General features: G+C 46.1%; 3 protein-coding genes. All 3 read left to right on the top strand.

Translation table 11 applies throughout. From position 1 onward, the window contains the following. Positions 1-13 precede the first annotated feature (13 nt). The 3 genes from HRU80_00835 (at position 14) to HRU80_00825 (ending at position 14,452) form a co-directional block, all read left to right on the top strand. The gene (locus HRU80_00835; protein QOJ27484.1) at positions 14-6,439 is read left to right on the top strand and encodes a T9SS type A sorting domain-containing protein; all 6,426 of its coding nucleotides are present in this window, start codon (positions 14-16) and stop codon (positions 6,437-6,439) included. Positions 6,440-6,735: 296 nt separating this feature from the next. After that, a complete protein-coding gene (locus HRU80_00830) occupies positions 6,736-8,043 on the top strand; it encodes a hypothetical protein (protein QOJ27483.1) in 1,308 nt (435 codons plus the stop codon). A gap of 13 nt (positions 8,044-8,056) precedes the next feature. Further along, entirely contained in the window at positions 8,057-14,452 is a 6,396-nt protein-coding gene (locus HRU80_00825; protein ID QOJ27482.1) for a T9SS type A sorting domain-containing protein, read from the top strand. Positions 14,453-14,497: the final 45 nt, after the last annotated feature.

Here is a 14,497-nt window from a genome sequence, read left to right as displayed (position 1 = left end):
AAGAGAGATTATTATGAAGCAATTTAAAATAAGGCGGCAGACTATGCCTGCGGTGTTCAGTCCGGCAGTAATCATGCTGCTGGTCTTAATGCTGAGCGGCATCATGTTCGGGCAGTACAGAATCAGGAATTCTGCAACCGGCTCAAGTTACCAAAGCACAATCAGCAAAAATACGAATTACCAGATACAGGCAGTAATCGGTCAGACTTTTTCTCAAAACAGGTCAGATGCTACAACAAATTCTGTTTCTGCGGGTATGTATTCTTTCTATATAATGCAGCCCAGTGCTCCGATCGTTGAGGCATCTCAGGGTGATTTTGCGGACAGAGTGAATATAACCTGGAAGTGGGATGTGCTGAGTCCGGCAAACAACACTGGAAATGTTGAAATCTTCCGTGACGGGGTTCTTCTTGCAACCGTGCCAAGAACACAAAACTTCTATCAGGACTTTAATGTATATCCCGGCAAATATTACTATTATGAAGTTGCGGGGCGAAATGAGTTTGGCTGGTCGTACCGCGGAGGAAGTGCCGGCTTTATTAATCCTAACGGGACTATCACAGGAGCAATAACCACCCAGTTCGGAAGACCGGTATATGATGTTGAAGTCGGCGTATCTCCGACACTTGGTAAGGCTCTGCGTTTTAACAGTGATGCCAGATATGTTGATGCCGGATATAATCTGGATCTTGGCAACAAATCATTCACCGTTGAGTACTGGCTGAAACGTCCGCAGAATCCTTCTCCGAACGTCTCCCTCTTTATTCAGAATCCTCTTGGCGCAGCAGGAACTCCCCAGCTAACCATTGGCTATGCCGGCGCCACACAATTGGTTTTTGGATTTTCCTCAACAGATTTCCTCGCCGTTACTGATACTTCCGCGCTTGATCAGTGGCACCACTATGCTTTTGTCTATGATGATCAGATACGGAAGCGCTCTGTTTATATTAATGGTAAACTTGCCGGAAGCGGAGCAACAGCACAGAATCAGCAATATACTTCAGCGGGCGGGCAGGTCTGGCTTGGTAAAGGGGTCGGGAGCAATAACTTCATCTTTGACGAAATGCGTGTCTGGACAACGGCTCGCAGCAATGATCTTATTGTAAGAAACATGAGAAGAACGGTAAATACCAACTCAGAAAATCTGGCTGCCTACTGGAAATTTGATGAGGGTGTGGGTCTTATGGTATTTGACCTTTCACCCAATACAAATAACGGCATACTGATAAATTCTTTCAACGGTGTATTCTCTGATGACCGCTCACCGATACGCACAAGTGCATTCTCAGATCTGAATGGCAACTTTGTTATTGAAGGTATTAATTACGGTTCCAGCACAAACTTCAGTGTCACGCCAGTACGCGAGGGAAGAATTTTTTCGCCCCCGACGCGTATTGTTACACTCTCAAGCAGTAACACTGCCGCAAATAATATAGATTACACTGATATCTCTCAGGTGCCTGTGAGCGGATTTGTCCGGCATTTAAACGGCTGTTACGCAGACAGTGTTGAAATTCTGGTTAATGGTGAAAGCACAGTGCCGGCAACATTTACCAATGCAGAGGGCAAGTATATACTTGAGTTTGAACCCGGTTCCTCAAATCGTGTTTCTCCCCGAAGAACCGGCTTCACTTTTGCCCCTGCCTTCCGCGAATACCAGAATGTTGTTGATCCTATTGCCGGTGAAGTATTTCAGCAGACCACCAACTATAGCTTCCGCGGAAAAGTCGGCGGTGGAAATTGTGATCTGCCCATAGGACCGGTTCAGATTATCCTTGAAGGCATTGGAAACAACCAGATCTGTTTTACGGATACACTGGTAACCGATATGACCGGAAGTTTTGCGTTTTATGGTCTTTCTCCTGTGCGTTACAGGGTATTTATTGATCCTGAAAATCCTAATTGGACAGCTAAATCTGATACAATTGATCTGCGGAATGGCAGTGTTGAGAAAAATTACCGTTATTATGCAGATATAACAGTTGAAGTAACCGGACTTCCCCCTGTAAATGACTGCTTTGGTGTGCCTCTGCTTGATCAGTTTGTTGACTATGCTCTGACCTATAAGGTTTTTGAAGAGTATACTTACAACGGCCAGGTTACCGGCAGATGTCCGGTTGATACCGCGATTGTAACGATAAAAGACGGGTTTGGTGACAGACAAAACTCGCCGTATGAATTGCGGGTTGTGGGAGGCAGCATCATTGACACGATCGTAACCGGTTATCCGAATGTTCTGGGTGATTTCAAAAAAACTTTCGAAATTGTTGCTGAGCATAGAGACGGACGCAGCACTGATACAGTGTATCAGGGTATTATAACTGGATATAAACCACAGACTGGGTCCTTTGTTACGGTATCGCCGGCATTGCCGCTGATGATTTTACGCGATCCCCCGGGAGACGGCAGCTATTCTTTTGTGTCCCAGGAAACGACAACAAAATACAACTGGAGCTTATTTGCTCAGGACAGAGCCACGAAATCATATAGCCATGTCCTCTCACTTGCTCCGGATTTTGAGACAGAAATTGGATTTATCTTTGGAAGCACAAAAGTTGAGCAGGATAACACGCTTGATTTTACAACAGATGTTTCATATACTTATACCAGTACCAATTCTACTGAGCTTGAGACTGAACTGACAGTTTCTGAGGTTTTCAGAACTGATGAAGATCAGGGAATTGTAGGCGAAGAAGGTGATGTCATAATGGGAGCTGCATTGAACTTTACCTATGCTCTTACGGATCTTCTCACGTTTCAGCAGGATTCCTGTCTTTTGCAGAAATCACAGACCTTAACATTCGCGCCTACAGGTTTCAATACTACTTATATATATACTACTAATTATATTGAAAATGTTCTGATTCCGCGTTTAATGGGTGTGGATACATTAGTAAAGGAGGCAAATCACTGGAAGAAAATACTCGCCTATAATGATACGTTAAAAGCCCAGGCTGAGTTTGAAAGAAACATTTCTTTCAGTGCCGGTTCAACTGCCGAATATCAGCAGACGACTGTTAATACGGAAACCAAAATTTTCGAATTTGATCTCACTATTGACTATTCTTTTGGCGGATCAGTTGGTGTAACTTTCAATGGAGCAGGGACGGTAAGCGGATTTGAAATCAAAACCGGAATGTCCTATGGAGGATCCCGGATTACCACGACAACTTCAGCTAATACCGTTGGTTACAGTCTTCGGGACGATGATCCGGGCGATGCATTAACGGTTGATATATTCAAAGATCAGGTGTTTGGCACACCTGTATTCGAGACTGTTGCTGGTACTACTTCATGCCCTTGGGAAGAAGGGACTCAGGCAAGAGATATTCCGCGCCTTCAGGCAGGATCAACCGGAACAACTGCAGTAAATGTTGACCCGAATGAACCGGCTGTATTTCTTATCAATATCGGAAATGAAAATTCCGCTGAAACGAGAGAATACTATATGCGGGTTTTGAATGAATCAAATCCGAACGGTGCAGTTGTAGCGGTTAACGGTATTATTATTGAACAGGGTATCAATTTTAATATTGGTCCGGGACAGTCTGTTCAGGCGGTCTTGACTATTACGCGAGGTCCTCAGGCGTATGTTTATGAGGATATTAGTGTAATACTTACCTCACCCTGTGAGTTTGACCGGTATCAGGGCGTCGGAAATCTGGCAATTTATGAACAGCTGGATTTTGATGTTTATTTCAAAGAACCCTGTACACAGGTTGCGATAGATCAGCCTGCGCCAAACTGGCTGATAAACAGCAGCAGCGGAAATGGTTTGGACGTAAGACTTTTTGGCTATGACAAAAACGATCCTGACCTTCAGAGAATAGAAGTTCAGTACCGCAGAATGAGCGCGTCCAATAGTCCTGTAGAAAATAAAACCCCGGTATTTGAAAGCAATGATGAGCGCAATGCATATATCTCATCGGTGCTTGCAACCCTGCGTATGCCTTCAGGAGATATTATGGACTATGATCAGGTATCATATGACCATATACTTGATCTGATATCAGACAAAGGTATTGCACCTTCTGCGCCTGTGGGAGATGACCCGACACCATGGTTCACCTTTGCGACCATACTTAAAGATTCACTCGGGCCAGAGTATCATAATCTGCGTTGGGAACTTATGGGTGAGGCAGATGGCAGTTATGAAATACGAGCGGTTGCTGTCTGCGGTCTCGGCAATACCGACGGAGTCTCAGCAGCGATTTCCGGCATAATTGACAGAACCAGACCTGAAATTCTCGGATTGCCTGAACCGGTTGACGCGGTTCTGAATGCCGATGATCAGATTAAAGTTACCTTCACTGAAGATATATCCTGTGCTACCATAGATCCGCTTGACAATATTGAGCTGATCTATACACAAACCGGTACTCCTGTTCTCTTTGATTTTTCATGCAACGGATCGGAACTGTTAATCACGCCTCAGGGAAGCTATGCTCCGTTTGAGAATAAAACCCTGAAAGCGGTTGTAAAACGGATCAAAGATAAAAACGGCAACATCATGCGCGTGACATTAGGAACAACCTATATCGATTCTCTGGGATGGGAATTTCTGGTGGACAGAAATCCGGTGCGCTGGACCGGCGGTGAGATTGATGTGGTAAAGTATCTCGATGAAACCGTTGACATGCAGCGTACTCTGCAGAATACGGGTTCGTTTAATCAGCCGTTTACCATTACCGATCTTCCTTCATGGCTGATGCCTACAATTATTTCCGGAACGGTACAGATTCAGAGCAGTACTACCATTGGATTCCGCTTTGGGCAGGATATTCCTGCCGGAATTTATGAAGATACCATCTATGCGCAGACGATTAACGGTAATGAGCCGCTTATTGTCCGTCTGAGAGTGCTTTGCCGTCCGCCCCAGTGGAGCTTTAACAGTGCAGCTTATGAATTCAATATGAATATGATAACTGAACTGTATATAGATACAACCTTGTCGAAAGACCGTTATGACAGAATTGCTGCATTTTCCGGCAATGAACTCCGCGGTACCGCGGAACTGCAGTATATACAGGCAATAAACAGACATCTTGCCTTTATAACCGTGTACAGTAATTCTCCTTACTACGAAGAACTTACATTCAGGGTGTGGGATGCTTCTGAGTGTACGGAATACGGACAGATAATGGAAACCTTCACCTTTAAGGCAGATACCGTTATCGGAAGTTATCAGATGCCGGTTAAAATGACTGCAACACGCCAGATAATTGAGGATTATTCATTCAATGCAGGATGGACCTGGTTCTCCCTGAACACCAAATCAGCAGACATGAGCATAAATACCGTGCTTGCTTCACTGAGCCCTACGCATCTTGATATGATAAAAGAGCAGACACTCTTCAGCCAGTACTCTCCTGCAGCAGGCTATGGCTGGGTCGGCGGGCTTACAACCCTGAATAATAAATCACTGTATATGATTCGTCTTGCGCAGCGTGATACACTCCGGCGTACCGGATACGCGATTGATCCTTTGACTGACACACTCCGCCTTGCGCAAGGATGGTCATGGATCGGATATACACCAAACGCGGATATGCAGATAAACCAGGCGCTGGCAAGTCTGCAGGCATCTGACGGCGATATCATCAAGAGCCAGACGGCATTCTCGGTCTATGCGCAGGGAATCGGATGGATAGGAAGTCTGCAGTTCATGAGGCCAAGACAGGGCTATCTGATTAAAATGGCAAATGCAGGCACCCTTATTTATCCCCGTGTAAGCGGTCAGCAGAACAATATTTCAGAGCCGGATATACTGCCGGGAGTTATCCCCTCTCAGCCGCTCTGGACGCTTGACCGGGCGCAGTATCAGCATACAATGAGCATCATTGCAAAAGTTGGCGGAGATTATGCGGATTCCCTGAGAACAGGTGATATGATAGCGCTCTTTGCCGGTGAGGAGTGCCGCGGTCTGGCTTACCCAGTGGTAATTCCCGGAAAGAAGGAGATGTATATCTTCCTTACCGGATATGCCAATCAGGCCAGCGGTGAATTCCTGAATATGATGCTCTGGAGAGAGTCATCGGATCAGGTAATAGATCTTGGTACCGGAGTTCAGTTTACGGCTGACGGAGTGATCGGGACTATTGAACAGCCGATGATACTCACCCCGGTTCTTTCTTCGGCTGATGATATGTCCGGTATTCCGGCCGAGTATTCACTCGATCAGAATTATCCGAATCCGTTTAATCCGACTACCATAATCAGATTCGGACTGCCGGAAGAGGCGGAGATCAGTCTGACGATATATAACATCATGGGTGAGGCGGTCCGTCTGCTTGATGCCGGAAGAAAAAATGCCGGATATCATCAGGCAGTATGGGATGGCAAAAACAATCACGGCGAATATGTGCCGAGCGGTATTTATCTCTACACACTGAAAGCAGGTGAGAGAAGCTTTACCAAAAAGATTGTTTTCCTGAAATAAAATTTAAACCGCGCCCCTCCTGCTCACGCGGCAGGAGGGGCTGGCTTTTGAGGAATTACGCTTTTTTAATTATCAATAAGGAAGAGAACAGGGACGGAAACCGTAGCCAGGCCTGAGATATCCGGCGGAATTTATATACCGCCTCTCTCGCCCTGCCGGGTCGGAAGCATTTGTGTGTGTGATGCCTTCTGACTTCCTCCCCTCTTTCCTGATGTGATGCATACCAAAAACAGAAAAGGCAAAACACCTTATTTTGCCGGACTGAAATTTTAATATCTATATATAAGGAATAAACAATGAAGAATACACTGTCATTTTTGCGGATGCTTTTGCTGGTTGCATGTTTTATGGTTGAAATACATGCACAGATCAATTCAACAGGTTTGGTAATTCAGGGAACGCTGAGAGATCAGCAAAACAAAGCAGTCGCCGATGGCAATTATTCTTTAAGATTTGCTTTATATACGGCAGCAACCGGCGGAACCGCTGTATGGCAGGAGACACAGTCCGGGGTTGCAGTTCAAAATGGTGTCTTTACCGCAAAGCTGGGCTCGGTTACGGCGATCCCGACATCAGTTAATTTTACGCAGCAATACTGGGTGGGTATAACCGTAACAGGACAGGGGGCAGAACTTGCGCCTCGTATAGAACTTACAGCAGCTCCTTATGCACTTGCCCTCCGCGGAAGTGAAAACGTTTTCGGCGGTAGCGGCAATGTTGGAATCGGGACACTTAATCCATCTCAAAAACTTGATGTAAGCGGCAATATCCGCGCAACAGGTAATATTCAGGCGGGCACATATCTTTCGGTGCAGGACTCAGTTACTCTCAGAAACAGAATGAGGTTCAGCGAGTATGGGGCCGGTATATTTGATGTTTATGCTAAACCGCTTGTTCAGCAGAGCTGGCTGGCCGGGAACGGAGACCGTCTTATTTTAAGGCCGGGCGGTTCAACAACTGCGGCTAATTTACTTGAAGTAAACAGCAACAGGGGAATTGAAACCGGATTAAATACACCGTTAATTATAAACACTTCGACCTGGGGCTTTGGTCTCAGATTAGCGACTACCCTTACCGGCGCTTTAAATTCGGATGATTATTTTATCTCCCGCGGCGGCACGGATGCAACCAAGAATGATTTTGTACTCCACTTTGATAACGAGCCTGGGGCAAAACTGAACTTTGTAACCCCGGGTTCGGTCAGCAGAATGGTGATTGAAGGATCAACCGGAAATGTGGGAATTGGAACAACAACACCAAACGCAAAACTTGATGTGCATGGAACCGTTGAACTTTTTGGAACCAGGGCAATTACTAAAGGAACACTAACAACCGGATATCAGGTTCTTTATTCGGGAACACCGGCTACTGATGTAATTGTAAATGCGATAGCGCAAAAAACAAATGCTTCAAATCATACTGTGGAATTGCGGGCATATATACCCGGGGAGACCATTGCATTCAACCGGTGGAATCTTGGAGAGGGAGATGCTCAGAGCATCAGTTTTCCCGCAAAAAAAGGTGAGAATATCTCAGTAACACTCCTTACATCAACAGGAGCGGCAGTTGCCTGGACGGTTATTATTACCCCGTTAGGGCAGTAAAAGGGGCACTGTGATGAATAAAATATTTTTATACAAAGGCGGAGGTATCCTCCCCTTGTGGCAGGTTATTATGCTATTCCTGCTGACAGGAATAATGGATATATATCCGCAGGATGAAATTAAACTGACCAACGCGGTACAGTTATACGGCTTTACGCCGACCGCCCCGACAAACGGCCTTCGTAATGTACAGGTATCGCTCGGACAGGCGGTTGTGGGGAATACGTTTGGTTCCGACCGTTCGATCTCAATGGGTTACTGGAGCTTCTATCTCCTGCCCCCAAATAAAGCAGAGCTAACGGTATCGCAGGGAGAATTCCCGAACAGAATTGAAGTAAGCTGGGAATTTGACATCCTGAGCCCCCCGGCTGACAATGATTACTTTAAAGTTTACCGTGACGGCAGTCTTCTTGCTACGCTTCCTGCAACACAGAACTATTATATTGATTATAATGTATATCCCGGAACCTTTTACCGCTATACGGTAACAGGAGTGAATGAGTTCAATGAAAGCCCTCCTTCTGAGGCCATCGGGTTTGTTAATCCGAACGGTATCATAACCGGTGCCATTTCAACGCAGTTTGGCAGACCAGTGCATGATGTAGAAGTGACGGTAACTCCTACCCTCGGCAAAGCAATGCAGTTTGATGGCATTAATGATTATATCGATGCAGGAAATGGGCTTAATATTGCAAATAAACCGTTTACCATTGAATTCTGGCTGAAAAGAAGCGCGAATGATTCAGGCATGATCTTCTCGCAGAATGTGTCTGACTCGGCACTTTCTTCACGGCAGCTATTCATCGGATTCAACAAACCGGGCAACCTGCTTGGTGTTTATGGCGGAGTACCCGCGGTAACAGCGGTTACGGAGGATTTCCAGTGGCACCATTATGCATGGGTGCAGGATTATCAAAAAGACTCCGGATATATCTACCGTGATGCAGTTCAGCTCTTACGCTATAAATTAAACGGAGTAAAATACAACGGCACCGGCAGAATTGTTATCGGCAGGAGCGGCATTAACTCTACCAAGTATTTCAAGATGCAGCTTGACGAGATGCGGGTTTGGGAGAAAGCGCTCTCGCAGAGCGAAATCAAGAGAAATATGCGCCGTACGGTAAACACGAACTCACCCGGTCTTGCTTCCTACTGGAAGTTTGATGAAGGGCTGGGTAATCTGGTGTTTGACCTTTCACCCGCATTTAACAACGGCAACGTGCTGGGAGGTGCTGTGTTCACCGATGACCGGGGTCCGGTAAAAACCAGTGCTTTTTCTGATACGCTTGGTAATTATTCCATTGAGGGAATTAATTACGGCTCTGCCACAAACTTTAGTGTAACCCCGGTACGTGAAGGAAGATTGTTTAATCCGCCTGCACGTATTGTTACACTTTCAACAAGCAATACAGCGGCAAATAATATTGACTTTACGGACATATCAGCAGTACCGGTTTCGGGTATTATTACGCATCAGGGTACTAGCTGCTTTGCTGACAGTATTGAAATATATATTAATGGCGCACCAGGAAACCCCAGAATCTTTACCAATGATCAGGGAAAGTTTATTGCCGAGTTCGAACCGGGAACAACTCAGACACTCACGCCTGTACGGGAGGGATATACTTTTAATCCGGCATTTATAACTGTCAGGAATATTGTTGATCCTATTGCAAACGCAAACTTTGTTCAGACCAGAACCTATTCAATCTCAGGTCTGGTTGCCGGTGGTGATTGTGATCTTCCTATTGGCCCAAGCGTTATTAAACTGACCAGTTTGTCAGGTGCATGTATCACAAGAGAAATAACAACCAACAGCAGCGGAAGTTTTACTATTTCGAATCTCCCCCCTTTGCGCTACCGGGTTGAAATTGATCCCGCTCAGCCAGGCATCACTTTTAATGATGATATTATTGATCTTCGTGATACAAGCCAGATCAGAAATTACCGCTATTATGCACCGCTTCAGGCGGAAATTGTTGGCCTGGAACCCACTGAAGGATGCAGTACGATTGTGCTTGATCAGTTCACGAAGATACCTGTACGGTACCGTGTATATGAAAGCTACACCTATAACGGAGTGACAAATATCTGTGAGGTTGACACAGCAGTTATTACGATTGACGATGCTATCTCTGACAAAGAAGGAATTCTGCGTGAACTCACAGCCATTGACGGAGCTGCATTAGATACTCTGATTTCCGGATATCCGAATATCATCGCACCATATACAAAGCGGCTTCAGATTTCCGCCGAACACAGAGACGGAAGAACTGCAGGAGATACTCTTTTTGCGGTGGTAACAGGATTTAAACCAAGAACCAATGCGTTCACAACCACCTCACCTGCTGTACCGCTGCTGATTCTGCGAGACCCCCCCGGAGACGCAAGCTATTCATATTTTTCGAATTCTACTTCTCTTTCGAATTCACTGAATATGTATTATCAGAGTACATCAGGAACGGACTTAGACAGCCGCCTTTCACTTGCTCCTGATTTCAGTTTTGACGTAGGATTTATGTATTCGGTTTCCACGGAAATTGATCTGACACTGGATATTACTTCAAGTATGTCCTATACGCAGACAGGCACCTCTGCAACAGAGCTGAGCACAACAATCACTACGACCGAAAATTTCTCGACTGCGGATGATGATGCAATAACCGGAGACGGCGGAGATGTGTTTATCGGCGGGGCAATGAATCTGATTTACGGTGTAACCGATGTATTAAAATACAACGGAAGCTGCGGATTCAGCAGGGAGACCAGTCTGGTGGTTTCTCCGAATGGTTTTGCAACCACCTTTATATATACGGCAGACTATATCGAGAATTTTGTTATCCCGAGTCTTGAGTCAATAAATGATACAGCCGGAGTAAGAGACTGGCAGCGTATTCTTGATTATAACGACTCACTTAAAGCTGATGCAGAATATTCCCGAAATATCTCATTCAGTTCAGGGGCAACGGCTGAATATATTGAATCAACAGAGCAGACGAACTCGAGGATATTTGAGTTTGATATGACGGTGGATGCCAGTGTAGGCCTTGAAGTTGGCGCTACTATAAACGGGATCGGGGGAGTAGGCGGTTTTACATTCAGAACCGGGTTTGGTGCTGGCAGATCTTCATCATCAACTGTGACAACGATTAACGAAGTTGGCTTCAGTCTTCGTGATGATGATGTGGGGGACGCATTCTCGGTTAATGTATATAAAGACCGTGTCTATGGCACTCCGGTCTTCTCGACCGTGAGCGGGCAAAGCTCCTGTCCCTGGGAAGAAGGAACGGTTGCGCGGGACTCAATGGGTCTGCTGACTGATAATTCAATAGCAGTGAACGTACATCCGGATTCATTCGCGGTGTTTAATCTGTCACTGCAGAATCTGGGTCAGCTTAATGAATCAAGAGAGTTTCAGCTTCGCGTTCTGAATGAAACCAATGAGTCGGGTGCTGTGATTGCTGTTAACGGAATAGTGCTTCAGGGCGGACTGAACTTCACGGTTCAGCCGATGTCTCAGGTTAATGCTGTCCTGACCGTAAAGCGGGGTCCTCAGGCGTATATATACGAGAATATCGGTATTGTGTTGACCTCACCCTGTGAGTGGGATGCAAACGCCGGTCAGGATCTTTCCATTGCTGATACGCTCTTTATTTCAGTCCGCTTCCTGGAACCATGCAGCGAGATTGCAATTGACGAGCCGGAGCCAAACTGGCTGATCAATCGGGAAAATGCTGATGATTTTACAGTAAAACTCTGGAAGTATAACCGCGGCAATCCCTCATTGCAGGAAGTGGTTTTAAGATATCGTCAGGTGCCGGAGCTAGCTCCGTCCTCAGGCAGAAAAAACCTCTTGAATGAAGAAGGAGAAATGAAGAGTGAGAGAATCTTCAAAAGCTCGCCTCTTGCATCAATGAGGTATCAGAAGGTAATTGACTACAGCAGCACGGACCGGTACAGTATATTAAGAAATAACCCTGATTATGCATCTCTGTTTGCTTCACCGCAGAACTCAACGGAGAGCTGGACGGTTATTGCAACGATTCCGAGAGACAGTCTGCCTTTGCTTCAGGATTATGTGATTGTTCCGTTTGATACAGAAGGTCTTTCCGACGGCAGCTATGAACTGCAGGCGCTTGCAGTCTGTGCGGGCAATACACTGAGCGGAACATCAGCGCTTGTGCAGGGCATTATAGATAAAACAAGTCCGGCGGTTCTTGGTCAGCCAAAACCCGTAAATGGCGTACTGGGTGCAAATGATGAAATATCCGTGACGTTTACAGAGCAGATTTCATGTGAGAGTGTAAATGCGGTTGATAATCTTATGCTGATCAATACACAGACGGGTCAGATGGTAGATTTTAACTACTCCTGTAACGGTCAGACGATTGTGATTACGCCTAATGTACAGAACCGCTTTATTGAAAACCGTGTCCTGAAAGCAGTCGTTAAGAGGGTTCGCGATATGAACGGCAATATACTGCGCGTGCCTTTCGGAACTGAATACAGGGATTCAGTTGCATGGGAATTTCTGGTGGACAGGAATCCGGTGCGCTGGTCGGGCGGTGAGGTTGAAGTGGTAAAGTTTGCTGATGAGATCGCGGATATACAGCGCCAGCTCCTGAATGAAGGCGGAACAGCATATCCATACACGATTACCAACTTTCCAAACTGGATGTCACTGACACCGGTTACCGGTACGGTACAGACACAGGGCGCGGTGACGGTAAACTTCCGCTTTGGTAATATGATTGCTCCGGGCACGTACGAAGATACGGTTTACGCCAGTACACTCAACGGAGATGAGCCGATGATCGTGAAGCTGAGAGTACTCTGCCGTCCGCCCCAGTGGTCGGTTAACCCGGCGATGTATGAATATTCAATGAATATTACCGCACGGCTTTATGTTGACACCACACTGTCCAATGATATATATGACCGTGTGGCAGTCTATGCCGGAACGCAGCTGCGGGGAGCAGCAGCGGTAACACGGCTTAATAATACCAGTGAATACCGTGTTTTCCTTACTATATACAGTAATCAGACACAGGGAGAAGCTCTTACCTTCAGAGTCTGGGATGCATCCTCCTGTACTGAATACGGCCAGATTCTGGAAAGCTTTACCTTTAAGTCAGATACACTGCTGGGGAATATCGCTAATCCGGTACGGCTGACCGCGACATCACAGATAATTCAGCAGTATCCTCTCTCTGCAGGATGGAACTGGGTGTCTTTCAATACAGTATCTGCTAGTATGAGACTGAATGATCTGCTTGGCGGAGTATCGCATGCAAATGGTGATAACTTTAAGACGCAAAGTGCGTTCTCACAGTATTCAGGTTCGCTGCAGAACTGGTTCGGAACACTTGATACTCTGGATCTGGAAACGTACTATCTCTGGAAGAGAACAACTCCGGCACAGTTCCTGAAAACAGGATACGCGGTGCGTCCCGATCAGCGTCCCATAATGATTGACAGCGGATGGAACTGGATCGGATATATACCACAGTTTTCTCTGCCGGTTAATGAAGCTCTCAGGACTTTGAATCCGAAGGATGGTGATGTAATAAAGAGCCAGTTCCAGTTCGCGATTTATGATCAGAACTTCGGCTGGTTTGGTGATCTGCAGTTTATGATACCGCAGATAGGTTATCTGCTCCGCCTAGACAGCCGCGATACACTGCTCTATCCGCAGGATCCTCCTGTGGGAACACAGCCGGCTGCGCCTGTGCCACAATATGTAAGGCAGGTACCTGCTTCACCTGACTGGATTGTTGATGCCTCGCGCTATGAAACAAGCATGAATATCATTGCCGCACCGGATGCTGCATGGGGTGATACCGCATCAGTATATCCTGTTGCGGGATTATTCTCAGGTAATGAATGCCGCGGATTTGCACGCACTTCAGGATTTGGTCAGGATAAGAAGCCAATCTACCTGATAACAGTTTACGGTTCTGCCGGTTCATCTGACACACTCGAGCTTCGGCTTCTTGATGAGGCAACAGGCGCTGTCAGGATTGCGAACCTGAGCATCATCTATACGGCAAATTCTGTTGCAGGTAGCCTGCAGAATCCGCTGATTATCCATTCGCCTCTTTCATCGGCGGAGGATATGACGGGACTTCCCGCGGAATATATCCTGGAGCAGAATTATCCGAATCCGTTTAATCCTTCAACCAATATCCGTTTTGGTCTTCCTGAAGCAGGAGATGTGGAAGTGAGCATCTATAATATAATGGGTGAAAAAGTCCGCGGACTGGTTAAGGAATATAAACAGGCAGGATATTATACCGTTTCCTGGAATGCCCGGAATGAAAACGGAGAAATGCTTCCAACCGGTATTTATTTCACTGTGATGAAGTCAGGTTCATTCACTCAGACCCGGAAAATCGTATTTTTAAAATAATTAAGCAGATTACATTAGCCGGCTGGACCGCAGCCGGCTTTGTCT

Source organism: Ignavibacteriales bacterium (genome assembly GCA_015709675.1).
Lineage (GTDB): Bacteria > Bacteroidota > Ignavibacteria > Ignavibacteriales > Ignavibacteriaceae > H2-BAC3.
Note: the sequence above shows the minus strand (reverse complement) of the source record. Positions and strands in the feature narration are given on the sequence as shown.

Coding starts and splice junctions, on each gene's coding strand:
- HRU80_00830 (QOJ27483.1), top strand. CDS start 6,736: ATGAAGAATACACTGTCATTTTTGCGGATGCTTTTGCTGGTTGCATGT.
- HRU80_00825 (QOJ27482.1), top strand. CDS start 8,057: ATGAATAAAATATTTTTATACAAAGGCGGAGGTATCCTCCCCTTGTGG.
- HRU80_00835 (QOJ27484.1), top strand. CDS start 14: ATGAAGCAATTTAAAATAAGGCGGCAGACTATGCCTGCGGTGTTCAGT.